An 18,408-nucleotide genomic window follows, 5' to 3' on the forward strand; every position below is an offset into this window, starting at 1 on the left:
CACCGACATGTGGCGCTATGACGGCCGACGCGTCGTCGTCACCGGGTGCGCATCGGGTATCGGCGCCTGTCTCACGGCGCAGTTGACCGAGCTGGGAGCACATGTCACGGGCCTGGATCTGCGTAAGCCCGAACACCTTCCGGCACGGTTCGTCGAGGTCGATTTCGGCGATGCCGAATCCATCGATGCCGCGGTCGCTGCCGTCGACGGCCCCGTCGACGCGCTGTTCAACGTTGCCGGGGTGTCATCCGGGATCGGCAACCCGGTGCTGGTGGTCACCGTCAACTTCCTCGGTATGCGGCACTTCACCGAGGCGCTGCTGCCGAACATGCCCGACGGTGCGGCGATCGCCAACGTGTCGTCACTGGCGGCGTCGAAGTACCGGGAGAACGCTGCCGAGACGGCGGGTCTGCTGGCCACCACGTCGATGGCGGACGGCATCGCCTGGTGCGAGGCCCATCCGGACGCGCTGGCCGACGGCGGTTACCGGCTGTCGAAGGAGGCGATCATCCTCTACGGGATGACCCGCGCACTCGCCTTGGGAGACCGCGGTATCCGGATCAACTGCACCGGGCCGGGCGTCACCGACACCCCGATCCTCGACCAACTGCGCGGCGCGTACGGGGAGGACTATCTGGACTCCTTTCCCAAACGCCTCGGCCGGGTGTGCGGTCCGGACGAGCAGGCCTCGGTGCTGGCCTTCCTCAACAGTCACGCGGCGAGCTACATTTCCGGGCAAGTCATCTGGGTCGACGGCGGCACCGTCGCAGGCAGGATCGCGGCAACCCTGGAGGGGGAGCAGTAGTGGCCGACATGACCGATTTTCGCCGCGTCGCCGACGACGTCCGCAACTGGGGACGCTGGGGCGACGGTGACGAACTTGGCACGCTGAACTTCATCACCGCCGACAAGGTCGCCGAGGGCGCCGGCCTCGTCAAGCGCGGCAAGGTGTTTCCGCTCGGTGTCGACTTCGGGTCGTCGGGCCCGCAGGGGGCGTTCCATTTCCGGCAGAACCCTACCCACGTGATGACCATCGACGGCGGCGACACCAACACGCTGCTGGAGTACGGGCCCAAATGGTTGCAGAACCCGGCGGCCGGACAACTGGCCGGCTACTTCGACGGCAACCCCATGCGGTTCAACGACGACCTGATCATCATGCCGCTGCAGGCCGCCACCCAATGGGATGCGTTGTCGCACGTGTATTACGAGGACCAGCTCTACAACGGTTTTCCGGCGAAATCGGTGACGAGCGCCGGGGCCTTCCACTGCGGCATCGACAAAGTGGACGGCAAGGGCATCACCTCGCGTGGCGTTCTGCTGGACATCGTGCGGTTGCGCGGCGCCGACACGTACTGCCCGCTGGGCGACCCGATCACGCCCACCGAGCTCGACGACGCTGCCCGCAGCCAGGGCGTCGAGGTGCGGCGCGGCGACATCGTGCTGGTCCGGACCGGTTGGTGGGCACGGTTTTTGCAGACCGGCGACGGCGCCGAACCAGGGGCCGGACTGGACTGGACGTGTGCCTCGTGGTTGCACGATCACGAGGTGGCCGCGGTGGCCGCGGACAATTTGATGGTGGAGAACCCCGCGTCCGGCGTCGACGGCGCGTTCCTGCCGATGCATATGCTGTGCCTGCGCGACATGGGTCTCATGCTCGGCGAGTACTGGGATCTGACCGCACTGGCCGCCGACTGCGCCGCCGACGGGGTGTACGAATTCCAACTCATCGCGCCACCGCTGCGCGTCACCGGAGCAGTCGGTTCTCCGGTGAATCCTATTGCGATCAAATGAGGAGAGCATGACGTCGCCCGAGAGAGTCCCGTTCGTCGTAGGTCTCGGCGGTACCTTGCGCGCCCGGTCGTCGACGGAACGCGCGCTGCGGTACTGCCTGGAATCGGTGCAGCGCCACGGCGGTGAGGTCCGGATGTTCGCGGGTCCCGATCTGGAACTGCCGATGTACGAGCCGCAGTCGTTGGCCCGCACGCCCGCCGCACTGGAACTCGTGAAAGCCCTGCGCGACGCCGACGCGGTGGTGGTGGCATCGCCCGGGTATCACGGCGCAATCTCGGGCCTGGTCAAGAACGCGCTGGACTACATCGAAGACCTCCGCGAGGATCCCCGGGTGTATCTGGACAACACTCCCTGGGGCTGCATCAGCTGCGCGTACGGCTGGCAGGCCGCGGTCGGCACGCTGGGCCAGCTACGGTCCATCGGACACGCCTTACGGGCCTGGCCGACGCCGCTCGGCGTGGCGATCAACTCCGCCGAGCAGATCTGGTCCGACAGTGGGGAACTGGCCGATGGCCCGGTGCGCGACCAGCTCGACCTGCTGGCCACCCAGCTGCTCAACTTCGCTGTTTCCGGCGCGGAGGCCCGATGACTTATCGGCGTCGCAGCATCGAGGTCGACGGGCTCGCCACCAGCTATCTGGAGGCGGGCAACGGCGATCCGGTGGTGTTGCTGCACGGCGGCGAGTTCGGCGCAGGTGCCGAACTGGCCTGGGAACACACCATTGCCGCCCTGGCCGAGAATTACCGGGTGCTGGCACCGGACATGCTGGGATTCGGGGAGAGTGCCAAGGTCGTCGACTTCACCGACGGACGCGGCATGCGGATCCGGCACATCGCCCGGTTCTGTGCCGAATTGGGCGTCGAGTCCGCGCATTTCGTGGGCAACTCGATGGGAGCCGTCAACCTGTTGGCGGATCTGACCTCGCCCGCCCCCAAGCTGCCGGTGCGATCGCTTGTGGCAATCTGCGGGGGCGGGGACATCCAGCGCAACGAGCACAGCGCGGCGCTCTATGACTACGACGCCACGCTCGACGGCATGCGCCGCATCGTCACCGCGTTGTTCGCCGACCCCGCCTATCCGGCTGACGACGCGTATGTGCGGCGCCGGTATGAGTCGAGCATCGCGCCCGGAGCCTGGGAAGCGTTGGCGGCGGCCCGGTTTCGCCGCCCGGGTCTCGCACCGCCACCGCCACCGTCGGCGCAGCGGGCCTACGATCGCATCGGCGTCCCGACCCTCATTGTCGAAGGCGCCCGCGACAAGCTGCTCCGTGCGGGCTGGGCTGCTGCGATCGCAGGCCAGATCGCCGGGGCGCGTAGCACCGTGATCCCCGAGGCGGGGCACTGCCCGCAGATCGAACAGCCCGCGTCGCTCAACGCGGTGCTGGTGGACTTCGTGAAAGAGGTGTGATGAACGAGCTGGCGGGAAAGGTCGCGGTGATCACCGGCGGCGCGGCAGGGCTCGGTGAAGGCCTGGCACGGCGCTTCGCCGCGGAAGGCGCGCTGGTGATGATCGGCGACGTTGAAAAGGACTGCGGCGCTGCCCTCGCGGCGGAGCTGGGGGACGGCGCGTCGTTCCTGGCCACCGATGTGTCCGATCCCGGACAGGTCGGTGGGTTGATTGCCGCCGCGGTCGAGCGGTTCGGCGGCCTGGACATCATGGTGAACAACGCCGGGGTGTCGGGCACCATGCACCGGCGCTTCCTGGACGACGATCTGGCCGACTTCCACCACGTGATGGGCGTCAACGTCCTCGGCGTGATGGCGGGTACCCGTGATGCCGCCCGGTACATGTCTGCCCACGGCGGCGGCTCGATCATCAATCTGACGTCGATCGGCGGGATCCAGGCCGGTGGGGGTGTGATGACCTACCGGGCCTCCAAGGCCGCCGTCATCCAGTTCACCAAGTCCGCGGCGATCGAATTGGCGCACTACGAGATTCGCGTCAACGCCATCGCGCCGGGCAATATCCGGACGGCCATCGTGGCGAAATCGGCTTCGGCCGAGGATCGGGAGCGGATCGAGCAATTCGAAGAGGGGATCCGGGCGCAGATGCGGGCCGACCGGCCGCTCAAGCGGGAGGGGACCGTCGACGATGTCGCCGAGGCAGCGCTGTATTTCGCCGGCGACCGCTCGCGCTACGTCACCGGCACCGTGCTACCCATCGACGGCGGCACGGTGGCGGGCAAGGTGATCGTCCGCAAGGAAAAGCCCTAGCGCCGAGAAGCCCTGACGCCGAGACGACGGTTTTTGGCGAGGTAACGCGGTTATCGCGCCCAAAACCGTAGTGTCGGCGGGCCGACCAAATTAAATCAACTGCTTGACTTAGTGACAGAAACGGCGTTGACTGTAACGGTGACGACAGCCAGCCGGACGGCGCGGGCTGACCGGGTCAGCTCCACGCAGGAGGCCATCCTCAAAGCGGCCGAACGCCTTTACGCCGAGCATGGCGTATTCGCAGTGTCCAACCGTCAGGTCAGTGAGGCGGCGGGTCAGGGCAACAACGCCGCGGTCGGCTACCACTTCGGCACCAAGACCGACCTGGTCCGCGCCATCGAGCACAAGCACCGCGGCCCCATCGAGGAGCTTCGCGAACAGATGGTCGCCCGCCTCGGCGATTCGGCGGATCTGCGGGACTGGGTGGGTTGCCTGGTGTACCCGCTCACCGAACACCTTGCCGCGCTGGGGAATCCGACCTGGTACGCACGGTTTGCCGCTCAGGTGATGACCGACCCGGCGTACCACGACATCATCGTCAGGGACGCTCTGAGCAGCGAGTCGCTGGTTGAGGTGATCGACGGGATGACGAACTGCCTGCCCGATCTACCCGCCGATGTCCGCGCCGAACGCAACATCATGGCGCGAAACCTGTTGATGCACAGCTGCGCGGACCGGGAACGCGGCCTGGCCCAGGGGATGAGCGTGCCGCGGGCTTCGTGGTCGGACGCGGCCTCTGGGCTCGTTGATGCCATCGTCGGGCTGTGGCGGGCGCCGGTCACCCAGGAAGGCCGAACCACGTGAAAATCTCTGTCGACCAAGATAAATGCGTCTCGTCCGGGCAGTGCGTGCTCAATGCCGCCGAACTGTTCGACCAGCGTGACGAGGATGGCGTTGTCGTCCTGCTGCAAACCAGCCCCGGCCCCGAGCGATTCGATGATGCGCGGCGGGCCGCGGCGGCCTGTCCAGCCCTGGCCATCGCGATCGAGGAATGAGAAACCCTGCATGCCCGAAACTTTGACTGAAGTCGACATCCCCGACTACCCGATGGAGCGCGACTCACGGTGCCCGTTCGCGCCGCCGCCGCAGATGCTGGGCAACGACAGCGGGCTCTCGCGGGTGCGGATCTGGGACGGCAGCACGCCGTGGCTCGTCACCGGCCATGAGGAGGCCCGCGCACTGTTCGCCGATTCGCGGGTCAGTGTCGACGATCGTCGTGCGGGCTTCCCGCACTGGAACGAGCACATGCTCTCTACCGTCGACAAGCGGCCGCGGTCGGTGTTCACCTCCGACGCCGAGGAACACACCCGGTTCCGGAGGATGCTCTCCAAACCGTTCACCTTCCGCCGCGTCGAGGGGCTGCGCCCGGCGATCCAAAAGATCACCGACGAATGCATCGACGCGATCCTCGCCGGCCCGCAGCCCGCCGACATCATCACTGCACTCGCGCTACCGGTGCCGACCGTGGTGATCAGCGAAATGCTCGGTGTCCCTTATGAAGACCACGAGTTCTTCCAACATCACGCCAACGTCGGCCTGGCCCGCTACGCGAGCGCCGAGGACGGCCAGAAGGGCGCGATGAGCCTGGCCCAGTACCTGATCAACCTGGTCGAGGCCAAGCAGAAGAATCCCGCCGAGGACGCGGTGTCGGATCTGGCCGAACGGGTCAACGCCGGCGAGATCAGCGTGAAAGAGGCTGCACAACTGGGCACAGGTCTGCTCATCGCCGGTCACGAGACCACCGCCAACATGATCGGCATCGGCGTGCTGGCGCTACTGGAGAACCCCGAGCAGGCCGACCTGATGCGCAATACCGAGGACCCGAAGGTGATCGCCAACGCCGTCGAGGAACTGATGCGCTATCTGTCCATCATCCAGAACGGTCAGCGGCGCGTCGCCGTCGACGACATCGACATCAGCGGCCACACCATCCGTGCCGGCGAGGGCATCATCATCGACCTGGCCCCGTCGAACTGGGACGCCAAGGCTTTTCCGCATCCGGACAAGCTGGATCTGAGCCGCGACGCCGGGCAGCAGCTCGGCTTCGGGTACGGCCGCCATCAGTGCGTCGGGCAGCAGCTGGCGCGCGCCGAGCTGCAGATCGTGTTCCACACCCTGCTGCGTCGCATCCCCACGCTGCGCCTGGCCATTCCGTTCGACGAGGTGCCGTTCAAGCATGACCGCCTCGCCTACGGCGTCTATGAACTTCCCGTCACCTGGTGACCCTTGATCGGAGAAACTCATGTCTACTCTGACTGCCACGCTCTATCCGTCGGAAGGCTTTGGCGCGCCGAAGAATCGACGCGGCCACGCGGCGGAGGGAGCCCTGACCGGACTCCCTGAGGGCACCGAGGTCTTCTCGGCCGACAATCACATCTCGGTGGCCGACGACATCTTCTACGACCGATTCCCCGACGAACTCAAGGGCGCAGCACCACGCATCTGGTACGAGGACGGCGCCTACATGGTCGGGATGAAGGGCAAGGCGTGGACCGGTGGTGATTTCGGCCGCGTACTCATGCAGTACGACGACCTGGCCGGGGCGGCGACCAACAACATCGACGCCCGAATCCGCGAACTCGGCGAGGACGGTATCGACAAGGAACTGGCGTTCCCCAACGCGGTACTCGCCCTCTTCCACTATCCGGACAAGGGCATCCGTGAGCGGGTGTTCCGCATCTACAACGAGCACATCGCCGATCTGCAGGAGCGGTCGAACGGTCATTTCTACGGCGTCGGCCTGATCAACTGGTGGGATCCGAAAGGGACCCGCAGCACGCTCGAGGAACTCAAGTCCCTGGGACTCAAGACTTTCCTGCTGCCGCTGAACCCCGGCAAGGATGACGAGGGCAATATCTACGACTACGGCAGCACCGACATGGACGCGGTGTGGGACGAGATCGAGGCCTCCGGCGTGCCGGTGAGCCACCACATCGGTGAGACCCCACCGAAGACGCCGTGCCAGAACAACAGCGTCGTGGTCGGCATGATGGTCAACGTCGACTCGTTCCGCGAGCAGTTCGCCAAATATCTGTTCTCCGGCATCCTCGACCGCCATCCCGCATTGAAGATCGGCTGGTTCGAAGGCGGTATCGCTTGGGTGCCGACGGCCCTGCAGGACGCCGAACACATGCTTGCCTCCTACCGGCACATGTTCAATCACGAACTGCAGCACGATATCCGGCACTACTGGGTCCGGCACATGAGCGCGTCGTTCATGGTGGACCCGCTGGGGCTGCGGCTGATCGACGACATCGGCGTCGACAACGTGATGTGGTCCAGCGACTACCCGCACAACGAGTCCACGTTCGGCTACTCGGAGAAATCACTCAAAACCGTCGTCGACGCGGTAGGCCCGGACGCCGCCACCAAGATCGTCAGCACCAATGTCCAGAAGTTCCTGGGGCTGCGTACGCGCGGACCAATCGGGGCGCCGCGCACGCGAGGAGCAAAAGGGCCAATGGCATGACCACGTTCGCGACGTCCGACACCACCGCGATCGACATCCCGGACGAGCCCGACTTCGCCCGGATGCGTCGCGCGGTCAGTGTGCGGTTGCGGGCCGCGATGCGCGAGCAGGGCGTCGACGCGCTGATCCTGCTCGGCAACGGCAGTGTCGTCTACGCGACGGGCGCGAGCTGGCCGCTGCTCGACGCGGGCCTTTCCCACGTCGAGCGACCTGTCGCCATCGTGCTCGCCGACGACCAGTACCCCCACCTGTTCATGCCGGCCCGCGAGGGGGCGCCGCTGGAGACCGATCTGCCCGACGATCATCTGCACGGCCCGCTGTTCCTCGAATTCGACGAGGGCGTACAACATTTCGGCAAGGTGGTGGCCGAGTTGATCGGGCCGGGTGCGACGGTGGCGGTCGACGAGTTGACCGGCGCGATGCGACGGGCGGCGGGTCGGCTGTTCCCCGGCGGCGCTCCGCTCGATGCCGCCCCGGTGGTGGGTGCGGCCAAGCTGGTCAAGACACCCGACCAGATCTCCGCGGTGCGGAGGGCCTGCCGCATCACCGAACAGGCCATGGCCGACGTTCAGAAGGCGCTGGTGCCCGGCGTTCGGCAGATCGACCTCTCGGCCCAATTCGTCCGGCGCGCATTCGAATTGGGTGCGACGGCCAACATGCTGGAAGCCATCTGGCAGGTGATGCCGGCGACCAAGGCCGAGGGCACCTGGACAACGCATGGCGATCTGGCGCTGCCACTGCTGACCACCGAGCGCGAACTGGCCACAGGCGATGTGCTGTGGACCGACGTGTCGATCACCTACGGCGGCTACTGCTCGGACTTCGGCCGCACCTGGGTGGTGGGGCAGGAGCCCACCGCACGCCAACACGACCAGTTCCACCAGTGGCGAGACATCCTCGGCGCGGTGCTTGCAGTGACGAAAGCCGGTGCCACCTCGGGAGATCTGGCCCGTGCGGCGATCAAGGCCGCGGGAGGCCGTAAACCCTGGCTGCCGCACTTCTACATCGGGCACGGCATCGGCACCAATGCCGCCGAGATGCCGATGATCGGAACCGATCTGGGCGAGGCGTTCGACGACAATTTCGTGTTCCCGGCCGGCATGCTGCTGGTTCTGGAGCCGGTGATCTGGGAAGACGGCACCGGGGGCTATCGAAGCGAGGAGATCGTGGTGATTACCGAGGGCGGCTGGATACCGCTGACCGACTACCCGTACGAGCCCTACCTGTGAGCGCCGGCGTGCGCACCGAGGCCCGCACCGAGATCGTGGCGGACCCGTATGACCTGCGCTATGGGCGCCGCAGTCGTGTTCTCGAGCAGATGGATGCCCACGATCTGGACGTCCTGGTGCTCGGCCGGCAGGCCAACGTGCGGTATGTGACCGGGGCCCCGCAGCTGTGGGTGGCCGGCACCCGGCCGTTCGGCCCGATCTGCACGCTGGTCCGGGCCACCGGGGCCATCCACCTCAACAGCACCTGGGATGAGGGCATGCCCGAGGAGATCGGCCACGAACACCTCTACGGCCTGGCCTGGAACCCCATGACGCTCATCGGGGTACTGCAGGGCATTGCCGGCTGCGACACTGCCCGGCGGGTCGGAACCGACGCGCTGACACCGAATTTCGCCAAGCTGCTGCCGATGGCGTTTCCCAACGCCGAGCTGGTCGACGGCGAGCAGGCCATGCGGACCGCCCGGCGCATCAAGACGGCCGACGAGGTCGCGGCACTGCGTGCGTCGGTTCGCGTTGCCGAGAATGGCTTGGCTTCCGCTGTTGCCGAACTGATCCCCGGTACCACCGAACGAAACCTGGCCGGTGCGTTGATGGAAGCCGAGGCGGCAGGCGGCGTGAGCACCCCCGCGACCCAGGATTCGGCATGGATCACCAGCAAGGACATTCCGTGGCGGCGGGCTGCCGGCGATGGTCGGCTGCGCGACGGTGATCTGGTGGTGGTCTCCGCAGGTGTGCTCGCCGACGGCTACGTCGGCGAGGTGGCCCGCACACTGCCGGTCGGTGAGGTGTCGGATGCGCCGGCGGTGCGCGCACTCTACGCGCGCCGTGATGCGTTGTGGGACAAGCTGCTCGCCGCCTGTAAGCCGGGCAATGCGGCCAGCGCCCTGTTGGATGCCCATGACGCTGTGGGTGAGCCGGTACCGCCGGCGCCGGTGGCACACGGCCTGGGTCTCGGCTTCGATCCGCCCGTGGTGTCACCGCACCTGCGTGCGACATCTGATGCGGAGATCCTCGCCGAGGGCATGGTGCTTGCGGTAACCGCACACGTGTGGCAGCAGGGGCTCGGTGCGGTGTTCAGCCGGGACGCCGTGCTGATCACCGCCGACGGTGCAGAAGTGCTCTCCACCAGCCCGTCCTGGAGCGAGGTCCCACAATGACCGACCGACCCAAGCCCGACGAGATCATCCTTTACGACAAGGATCCCAAGACCAAGATCGCCACGATCACGTTCAACCGGCCGGAATACCTCAACGCTCCGACGTCGATGGCGCGGCTGCGCTATGCCGATGTGCTGCGCGCCGCCAACGCCGACAATGACGTCAAGGTCGTCATCATCCGCGGCGTCGGCGACAACCTGGGCAGCGGTGCGGATCTGCCGGAGTTCATGGAAGGCAATGACAATCCGGAGGTGCGACTGGCCGAGTTACGGCTGGAGGATGACGGCGTCGGTGAGGTGACCTACCCGCCGAAGGGCACCTTCCGCAACGGCGCCACCATCTCGGCCTGGTACGCCAACTCGCAGGCGGGTAACCGTGCGCTGCAGGATTTCAAGAAGATCAGCATCGTCGAGGCCAAGGGCTACTGCTACGGCTGGCATTTCTACCAGTGTGCTGACGCCGATCTGGTGATCTCCAGTGACGACGCGCTGTTCGGTCATCCGTCATTCCGCTACCACGGCTGGGGCCCCCGAATGTGGACGTGGGTCCAGATGATGGGCCTGCGCAAGTTCCAAGAGATGGTCTTCACCGGCCGCCCGTTCACCGCCGCCGAGATGTACGACTGCAACTTCCTCAACAAGGTGGTGCCGCGGGAGCAGTTGGAGGCCGAGACCGAGAAGTACGCGCGCGCCTGTGCACGGAACCGTCCGGTGGACACCGTCTTTCAGCAGAAGATGTTCTTCGAGATCTTCAAACAACAACAGGGCGAGTACATGGGCAGCCTGCTCAGCGCGTTCTTCGAGTCGATGGGTAACGGGGTGGCCAACGACAGCGACGACGACCTCGACATGTTCGAGTCGATCGGTTCGGGATTGTCGGCCGCGGTCAACGACAACGACAGCAAGTTCCCGCCGGATTTCCGGCTGTCCAAGAAGAACCGCAACAAACCCGAATAGGCCAATGACTGCACCACTGTCCGGGTACACCGTCATCGACCTGTCCACGGGGATCGCCGGGGGATACTGCACGAAAATCCTGGCCGACGGCGGCGCCGACGTCATCAAAGTCGAGTCACCGCAGGGTGATCCGCTACGTCGCTGGTCGGCATCAGGGGCATCGATCCCCTCTGACTCCGACGGCGCACTGTTCGGCTTCCTCGCCGGTGGCAAGCGCAGCGTGGTGATCGATCCCGAGGAGGATGGCGATCTCGACCTGCTCGACCGACTGGTGGCCTCCGCCGACGCGGTCGTGTGGTCTGCGGAAGCACCGGTGGCACAACGCGTCGCACCCGAGGATCTGCACCGCCGGTATCCACACTTGATCGTCACCACCATCACCGCGTTCGGGCTGGACGGTCCGTGGTGTGACCGGCCGGCCACCGAGTTCACCCTGCAGGCCTGGTCCGGGGGAGCGATCGGCATCGGGCGCGGCTCGCAGGACCGGGCGCCGGTCACCATCGGCGGCCAGGTGGGGGACTGGCTCGCCGGTGCCTACGCTGCGGCGATGACGCTCGCGTTCCGGGCCCGAGCCTTGCGCGACGGGCACGGTGAACTCGTCGATCTGTCCATGCTCGAGGCCCAGATCCTCGGTCTCACCTACTATCCCGTGACCTACTTCGAGATGCTCGGCCACCCCTGGCGCACCGAGCGGCGGCCAACGGTACCGGGTGTGGCCCAGGCTGCCGACGGGCTGGTCGCGCTCGGCTGTGGCACGGCGCAGCAGTGGTGGGATCTGTGCGCGATGTCGGGCCATGACGAATGGATCGACGAGACCACTCAGCTGACCATCACCGAGCAGGCCAACCAGCACGCCGACGAGCTGTACCGCTGGATCCGTGAGCAACCAGCGGATGCCGTGCGAGAGCTCGCCGCCGCCTTCCGGATCCCCACCTCTCCGGTGGGCAACGGCGAGAACGTCGTCACCATGGATCATTTCGTCGCCCGCAGATCGTTCACGGTCAACCCGCGCGACGGGTTCACCCAGCCCATGCCGCCGTACCGGTTCACCGATTGCCCGTTGCGACCGCCCGCGCCGGCACCGCGGCTGGGGGAGCACACCGAGGACTACCGTGCTGCCGTGCTGACGGTCCGCGAAGCGCCCTCCGGCGAACCGGACCACAGCCGGCTGCCGCTGGCCGGGCTGCGTGTGCTCGACATGACCACCTTCTGGGCCGGCCCGTCGTGCACGCACGCGCTCGGCATGCTCGGTGCGGAGGTCATCCATCTGGAATCCACCCCGCGTCCGGACGGGACCAGGCTCATCGCCGGGATCCCCGCGACCGTCGAGCAATGGTGGGAGCGCTCGCCGATCTTCAGCGCACTCAACACCAACAAGAAGGGCCTGACGCTGGATTTCCAGACCGAGCAGGGCAGGGATGTGTTGCGCCGTCTCATCGCGACCTGCGACGTGGTCGTGGAGAATTTCACCCCACGCGTGATCGACCAGATCGGCCTGGATTTCGAGGCGCTACGGGAGCTGCGCGACGACATCATCATGGTCCGGATGCCAGGCTTCGGTTTGGACGGGCCGTGGCGGGACAACCCCGCGTTCGCCTACATCATCGAAGACGCTACTGGATTGAGTTGGCTCACGGGGTTTCCCGATCGCACACCCTACGAGCCGTACTCGGTGGGGGACCCCAACGCCGGTGTGCACGCGCTCAGCGCACTGCTGCTGGCACTGGAACACCGACGCCGGACGGGCCAGGGCGTGCTGGTGGAGGCCGCCATGGCCGACGCTGCGCTCAACATCGCCGCCGAACAGGTCATCGAATATTCGGCATACGGAACGCTGTTGCAGCGCGATGGCAATCGCGGTCCAGCGGCCGCACCGCAGAACCTGTATCGCACCGCTGAGGTGGACGAGTTCGGTCGTGATGACAGCTGGGTGGCTGTGGCGGTGCAGACCGATGCGCAGTGGGAGGCGCTCCGTGACGCGCTGGGCCGGCCCGCCTGGGCCATGGCGGCCGAGCTGACGACTGCCGCGGGCCGCCGTGCCGCCCACGACCTCATCGATGAGCACCTTGGTGACTGGTGCTCGACCCGCAGCGGCGCCGAGGTCGTCGAAACACTCTGGAGTGTCGGGATTCCGGTGGCCAAGGTGATGCAGCCGCACCGGCAGACCGAACTGCCGCAGCTGCAGCACCGGAGGTTCTTCGAGAAGGTGGGACATCCGGTCAACGAACCGGCGCCGCACAGCACCCTCCCGATTAATCTCGCCAACGGCCCGTCGGCCTTCCACCGCGAGCCCGCACCGATGCTCGGTGAGCACAACCACGACATCCTGACAGCCCTGGGGCTGACCGACGCAGAGATCATGGACCTGGCTGAGGATGGTGTCATCGGCACCGCGCCCGGTGTCGGTCGGCGGCGAAAAGCCGTGCGCTGAGCCATAACCGATACAATCGACGCATGGCCATCAACCCCTCGGACATTCTGCTGACCGGCCGCGTGGCCGTCGTCACCGGTGGAGGGGCCGGCATCGGGCGTGCCATCGCGGCCGGCCTCGACGCATTCGGCGCCTCGGTCGCTATCTGGGAGCGTGACGCCGAGAGTTGCTCGGCTGCAGCACAATCCATCGGAGCCCTCGGCGTGGTGGCTGATGTACGAGACGGCGCGCAGGTCGACGAGGCGCTGGCACGCACCACTGCCGAACTCGGGCCGGTCAGCATCCTGGTCAATAACGCAGGCGGGGTGTTCCGGTCCCCGCTGCTCGACACCACCGAGAACGGGTGGGATGCGTTGTATCGCAGTAATCTTCGGCACGTGCTGCTGTGCACGCAGCGGGTGGCCCGCCAGCTGGTGGCGGCCGAACAGCCGGGCAGCATCATCAACCTCACCTCGATCGAGGGAGTTCGGGCCGCACCGGGATATGCCGCCTACGCCGCCGCGAAGGCCGGCGTCATCAACTACACCCAGACCGCGGCCTTTGAACTGGCGCCGCACGGTATCCGGGTCAACGCGCTCGCTCCCGATCTGATGGTGACCGAAGGCCTGCTGGCTCTCTCGCCCGAGGGTCTGCCCGCCGGGATCGCGGCCGGCATCCCGATGGGCCGTGCGGGGCATGTCGACGAAATCGCCGGGGCCGCTGTCTTTCTGGCGTCGGGGCTGTCCGGGTACATCACCGGGCAGACGATCCATGTCGACGGCGGTACCCAGGCGGCGGGCGGCTGGTATCACCACCCGCAGACCGGCCTGGCCACCCTCGGCCCGAACTGAAACCGCGAGCTACTTCAGGCAGCTACCGGCGTCGACGGGCAAGGTCACGCCGGTGATGTAGCGCGCCTCGTCGGACGCCAGGAACAGCACGGCGTTGCTGATGTCGACGGGTTCGACCCACGGGATGGGCAGGGTGTGGAACAGCTGGCAGATCGGCGCCATATCGTCGGGACCCGGGTTCTCCAGATCCGGCCGGAACATCTTGAAGGTGCCCTCGTTGTGCAGCATGGGTGTGGCGACATGGGTCGGGTGCACGGTGTTGACCCGAATGTTGTGCTGGCCCAACTCGACTGCAAATCCGCGCATGAGCCCGACGACACCGTGCTTGGCGGCCACGTAGTTGCCACAGTGCGGGTAGGCCTTGAGTCCGCCGACCGAGCTGGTCAGGATGATCGATCCGCCTCGCCCACCGGAGATGAGGTGGGGGACACCGGCTTTGACCGACTTCCAGGCGCCCGAGAGGTTGATGTCGATCATCTCGTCCCAGTCCAATTCGCTGGTCTGGTCCAGCGTGTCGCCACCATTGCCGATGCCGGCGTTGGCCACGATGATGTCGAGCCGGCCGAGCTGCTCGACACCGCTGTCCACAGCGGCCTTCACGGCGGCGGCATCACGGATGTCGACCTCAGCGGTGACGATGCGGCGGTTGAGGCCTTTGATCAGATTGGCGGTTTCAGCCAGATCGTCGGACGTGGAGGCCGGGATAGCGGTTTCCACACCGGGGCGGATCGGCCCGCAAATATCGATCGCGATGATGTCGGCACCCTCCTGGGCCAACCGCACCGCGTGGCTGCGGCCCTGACCGCGAGCCGCGCCGGTGACGAAAGCGACCTTGCCTTCCACCCGTCCGGTCATTACGTACCTCAGTTCTGATCGTGGTGAATCGTGCGTCTTCGGCGATTTTCTGTGCACCTGCTCAGCACTCTGTCACCCGTGCGCGCATGCTGTCAACGGCGGACTCGTTTCTGACAATTTGTACTCTTTGCTTAGAAGAATCTCGTTCTCAAGCCAGCAAGCAGACGTGCTTCGGCGGCGCACGGCGCGCGGAATGGCTACTGCAGGGCTCGGAGGGTTCGTCGGTGTGGATATCGCCGGCGTGACGGATTGGACGACGCACGTCGTCAGTTCTAAAGGGTGATGCGCGGGCGTAACGAGAACGTAGTTCTCGTTACTCGGCGGCGAAACCGTGGGCGCAGAAATCCCATACCTCGTCGGCGGTGATCGGGTGGGGTGCGGCCTCGTCGGCCCCGCCACTCGACTGCGCGACGAACATCACCGTCTGCATGGTCATGGCTGCCATCCGGCGAGGATTGATGCCCTTGCGCAACAACCCCGCCTCGGAGGCCTCCTCCATGAGCTCGGTGAGCAGGGTCAACAGCGGTGCGTGCGCGACCTTCACTTCGGAGGGGTGCGATACCAGCAGGCGCGGTGCGAAATCGGTGAACAGCGGACGCTTGGCGGCCGGGTCGGGTCGGGACGATTCGAACAGCAACTGGATGGCCACCTTGAGCCGATCCAAGGGATCGGTGTGACTGGCCGTGGCGGCGCGGATCTGGTCGGCGGAGCGGCTCAGCGCATCCTCGAACAGTGCCAGCAGCAGCTCGTGCTTGCCGTCAAACTGCAGGTAGAAGCTTCGCAACGACTGACGCGAACGGTCGACGACCTCTTGCACCGTGAAGTCGGTGCTGCCCTTTTCGATGATGATCGCCTGCGCGGCATCCAGAAAGCGCTGAACGCGCTGTGCTGCTCGCAGCTTGGCGGTTTTGATCGACCGCTCGACCGCCCGTTGCTTCCAGGCGGGTTCATCGCCGGCGGTGGTCACCGGCGGCTGAGATGGGTGTCGAGTCGGGAGAACATGAATTGACTGTACCGGAGAACGCCTTGCCATTGTGGTGCCAGACCCCCTCGCGGCCAACGTGTCGGAGATTGTAACTTTCGTGCGGTGAGAATAGTATTCTCATCAAGGGAATTATAGAAGTGCTTCGGGAAGAAGGATGTCGCGACTCATCCGGTCCCCGCCGTTCTTGGCCGCAATCGTCGAGGAGTGCCGTGTACATCGATTACGACGTCGCCGATTCCATCGGCACCATAACCCTCAACCGGCCCGAGGCCGCCAACGCGCAGAATCCCGAATTGCTCGACGAGCTCGACACCGCCTGGACCGAGGCCGCCGAGGACCCGGCGGTCAAGGTGATCGTGTTGCGGGCCAACGGCAAACACTTCTCCGCGGGTCATGATCTGCGCGGTGGCGGCCCCGTGCCGGACAAGATCACCCTGGAATTCATCATCGAACACGAATCGCGGCGCTACCTGGAATACACGCTGCGCTGGCGCAATGTGCCCAAGCCGTCGATCGCCGCGGTGCAAGGCAGGTGTATCTCCGGCGGCCTGCTGCTGTGCTGGCCGTGTGACCTGATCCTGGCCTCCGACGACGCGCTGTTCTCCGATCCTGTGGTGTTGATGGGCATCGGAGGCGTCGAATACCACGGACACACCTGGGAACTCGGTGCCCGCAAGGCCAAGGAGATCCTGTTCACCGGCCGGGCGCTGACCGCCGAGGAAGCCGAACGTACGGGCATGGTGAACCGGGTGGTGCCGCGCGACGAACTCGACGCCCAGACCCGCGAACTGGCCACTCAGATTGCCGCGATGCCGTCGTTCGCGCTGAGGCAGGCCAAGCGCGCGGTCAACCAGACGCTCGACGTCCAGGGCTTCTATGCCGCGATCCAATCCGTGTTCGACGTGCACCAGACGGGTCACGGCAACGCGCTGAGTGTCGGCGGATGGCCGGTGCTGGTGAACCTCGACGACATGAAGGCGAACATCAAGTAGCTCCGCGATATGGGCGCGATCCGGCTCAGCGTGCGGTACGCGACGGGCCTGACCTACGCACAGATCACCGCCGCCGCGGCCGTCACTCTCGTCGTGCTGGCGCTGAGCCGCAACACCGTCGGCGACGCGCGTCAGCTGCTGACCCAGGCCAACCTGGTCGCTCTGATCGCGCTGATGGTCGGTGCCGGGATCGTCGACACCGTCGTCGGCTACTTCAACGTCTATCCCACGTTCAGCTGGTTCGCGGCGGGGATTGCGCCGACTCCTGCGCAGCAGCGGGCGGCGATGCGTATCGGCCCGCGCCAGACCGTCATCCAATTCGGCACCTGGGCCGTGAGTGCCGCGGTCTACACCGTGGTGAATCTCGGCGCCGGTGGCGGCGTGGCTTACGTGATGGGCGGCGCCATCCTGTTCGGCGGCGTGGCGGCTGCCTGCATGGGATTCCTGGTGACGCAACGCATGCTGCGGCCGATCGTCGCGGCCTCACTCACCGGAGCGTCGGCGACGAGCGTGACGATGCCGGGCATCCAGGGCCGGTTGCTGACCATCTGGACACTGTTCAGCGGCCTGCCGACCCTGGGTATCGCGCTGATCGTGCTGGCCCGGTCCAACGGTTGGTTCGTGCAGAAGACTGCCCCGGTGGAAGCCGCCGTACTGGTGCTCGCCGGGATCTCGTTGATCTTCGGCTTGCGGTCGATGGTGTTGGTGGCGCGGTCGATCGCCGATCCGGTGCACGATGTGGTGCTCGCGATGAAAGCGGTGGAGCGCGGATGGTCGGGCGTCTCGGTCAAGGTGTACGAGCCGTCGGAGATCGGCAGACTGCAGTACGGCTTCAACCGCATGGTCGCGGGACTGGCCGAACGGAACCGGTTGCGGGAGTTGTTCGGTCGCTATGTCGGTGTCGACGTGGCGCGTCACGCGCTGCAGCAGGGCGGGGCGGTGGGCGGCGATGTCCGCGAAGCGGCCGTGCTCTACGTCGACCTGGTGGGCTCCACTGCGCTGGGCGCATCCCGTCCGCCGCAGGAGGTGGCCGAGCTGCTCAACGGCTTCTTCAAGATCGTCGTCGACACGGTGGAACGACATCACGGCCTGATCAACAAGTTCGAGGGCGATGCGGTGCTCGCAGTGTTCGGTGCGCCTCTGCCCCTGGACAATCCGGCCACCTCGGCCCTGGAGACGGCGCGGGCCCTGGTGCCCGGCCTGACTGCCCTGCCCGACGTCGAATTCGGTGTCGGGGTGTCCTGCGGTTCGGTATTCGCCGGCAACATCGGTGCCGAGAATCGCTACGAGTACACCGTGATCGGTGACGCCGTCAACGAGGCGGCCCGGATCGCCGACCACGCCAAGGACTGGGATTCCGCCGTGCTGTGCTCGGGTGCCGCATTGGCCCGCGCCGATGCCGGCGAAGCCAGGCACTGGGCCGTACGGGGCTCCACGGTGCTGCGTGGCCGTAGCACCGCCACCGTGTTCGCAGAACCAGTTCTGTAGCCTCCGTAG

18 protein-coding genes are annotated in these 18,408 nt (G+C 66.2%); 16 read left to right on the forward strand and 2 right to left on the reverse strand.

Annotated elements, in window-relative coordinates; translation table 11 throughout:
* Positions 1-7 precede the first annotated feature (7 nt).
* The 14 genes from BTO20_RS10435 (at position 8) to BTO20_RS10500 (ending at position 14,079) form a co-directional block, all read left to right on the forward strand.
* Entirely contained in the window at positions 8-805 is a 798-nt protein-coding gene (locus tag BTO20_RS10435) for a coniferyl-alcohol dehydrogenase (protein ID WP_087075598.1), read from the forward strand.
* Between the two features lie 8 nt (positions 806-813).
* The gene (locus BTO20_RS10440) at positions 814-1,794 is read left to right on the forward strand and encodes a cyclase family protein (RefSeq protein ID WP_408632162.1); all 981 of its coding nucleotides are present in this window, start codon (positions 814-816) and stop codon (positions 1,792-1,794) included.
* Between the two features lie 7 nt (positions 1,795-1,801).
* Positions 1,802-2,383, forward strand: coding sequence for an NADPH-dependent FMN reductase (locus tag BTO20_RS10445; protein WP_087075602.1), 582 nt, complete (start codon positions 1,802-1,804; stop codon positions 2,381-2,383).
* Positions 2,380-3,201 (forward strand): alpha/beta fold hydrolase, encoded by an 822-nt coding sequence (locus BTO20_RS10450; protein ID WP_087075604.1) that lies wholly within the window; start codon positions 2,380-2,382, stop codon positions 3,199-3,201. The genes BTO20_RS10445 and BTO20_RS10450 overlap by 4 nt, the downstream gene beginning before the upstream one ends.
* The gene (locus tag BTO20_RS10455) at positions 3,198-4,007 is read left to right on the forward strand and encodes an SDR family NAD(P)-dependent oxidoreductase (RefSeq protein ID WP_198344323.1); all 810 of its coding nucleotides are present in this window, start codon (positions 3,198-3,200) and stop codon (positions 4,005-4,007) included. The genes BTO20_RS10450 and BTO20_RS10455 overlap by 4 nt, the downstream gene beginning before the upstream one ends.
* A gap of 138 nt (positions 4,008-4,145) precedes the next feature.
* The gene (locus BTO20_RS10460) at positions 4,146-4,811 is read left to right on the forward strand and encodes a TetR/AcrR family transcriptional regulator (protein WP_198344324.1); all 666 of its coding nucleotides are present in this window, start codon (positions 4,146-4,148) and stop codon (positions 4,809-4,811) included.
* Positions 4,808-5,002, forward strand: coding sequence for a ferredoxin (locus tag BTO20_RS10465; RefSeq protein ID WP_087075610.1), 195 nt, complete (start codon positions 4,808-4,810; stop codon positions 5,000-5,002). Before BTO20_RS10460 ends, BTO20_RS10465 begins: the two co-directional genes overlap by 4 nt.
* Positions 5,003-5,012: 10 nt before the next feature.
* Positions 5,013-6,230, forward strand: a complete 1,218-nt coding sequence (locus BTO20_RS10470) for a cytochrome P450 (protein WP_087075612.1) — start codon at positions 5,013-5,015, stop codon at positions 6,228-6,230.
* 19 nt (positions 6,231-6,249) lie between these two features.
* Positions 6,250-7,476: an amidohydrolase family protein gene (locus BTO20_RS10475; protein ID WP_087075614.1), complete on the forward strand. Its 1,227-nt coding sequence runs from the start codon at positions 6,250-6,252 to the stop codon at positions 7,474-7,476.
* Complete coding sequence (locus BTO20_RS10480) at positions 7,473-8,705, forward strand: M24 family metallopeptidase (protein WP_087075616.1); 1,233 nt, start codon at positions 7,473-7,475, stop codon at positions 8,703-8,705. Before BTO20_RS10475 ends, BTO20_RS10480 begins: the two co-directional genes overlap by 4 nt.
* A complete protein-coding gene (locus tag BTO20_RS10485) occupies positions 8,702-9,862 on the forward strand; it encodes a M24 family metallopeptidase (RefSeq protein ID WP_408632163.1) in 1,161 nt (386 codons plus the stop codon). Before BTO20_RS10480 ends, BTO20_RS10485 begins: the two co-directional genes overlap by 4 nt.
* Positions 9,859-10,818, forward strand: coding sequence for an enoyl-CoA hydratase/isomerase family protein (locus tag BTO20_RS10490; RefSeq protein ID WP_087075618.1), 960 nt, complete (start codon positions 9,859-9,861; stop codon positions 10,816-10,818). Before BTO20_RS10485 ends, BTO20_RS10490 begins: the two co-directional genes overlap by 4 nt.
* A gap of 4 nt (positions 10,819-10,822) precedes the next feature.
* Positions 10,823-13,249, forward strand: coding sequence for a CaiB/BaiF CoA-transferase family protein (locus BTO20_RS10495; protein WP_087075620.1), 2,427 nt, complete (start codon positions 10,823-10,825; stop codon positions 13,247-13,249).
* A 23-nt stretch (positions 13,250-13,272) separates the two neighbouring features.
* A complete protein-coding gene (locus BTO20_RS10500) occupies positions 13,273-14,079 on the forward strand; it encodes an SDR family NAD(P)-dependent oxidoreductase (RefSeq protein ID WP_087075622.1) in 807 nt (268 codons plus the stop codon).
* A 9-nt stretch (positions 14,080-14,088) separates the two neighbouring features.
* Here the strand turns inward: BTO20_RS10500 and BTO20_RS10505 are convergent, their stop codons facing one another.
* Together BTO20_RS10505 and BTO20_RS10510 are read right to left on the reverse strand one after the other, a co-directional pair.
* A complete protein-coding gene (locus BTO20_RS10505; RefSeq protein ID WP_087075624.1) occupies positions 14,089-14,934 on the reverse strand; it encodes a mycofactocin-coupled SDR family oxidoreductase in 846 nt (281 codons plus the stop codon).
* Positions 14,935-15,247: 313 nt separating this feature from the next.
* The gene (locus tag BTO20_RS10510; protein WP_198344325.1) at positions 15,248-15,967 is read right to left on the reverse strand and encodes a TetR/AcrR family transcriptional regulator; all 720 of its coding nucleotides are present in this window, start codon (positions 15,965-15,967) and stop codon (positions 15,248-15,250) included.
* A gap of 161 nt (positions 15,968-16,128) precedes the next feature.
* Here BTO20_RS10510 and BTO20_RS10515 point away from each other — a divergent pair, with 161 nt between their 5' ends.
* Positions 16,129-16,911, forward strand: a complete 783-nt coding sequence (locus BTO20_RS10515) for an enoyl-CoA hydratase (protein ID WP_087075629.1) — start codon at positions 16,129-16,131, stop codon at positions 16,909-16,911.
* 9 nt (positions 16,912-16,920) lie between these two features.
* Positions 16,921-18,399 (forward strand): adenylate/guanylate cyclase domain-containing protein, encoded by a 1,479-nt coding sequence (locus BTO20_RS10520; RefSeq protein WP_087075630.1) that lies wholly within the window; start codon positions 16,921-16,923, stop codon positions 18,397-18,399.
* Positions 18,400-18,408: the final 9 nt, after the last annotated feature.

Source organism: Mycobacterium dioxanotrophicus (assembly GCF_002157835.1).
Lineage (GTDB): Bacteria > Actinomycetota > Actinomycetes > Mycobacteriales > Mycobacteriaceae > Mycobacterium > Mycobacterium dioxanotrophicus.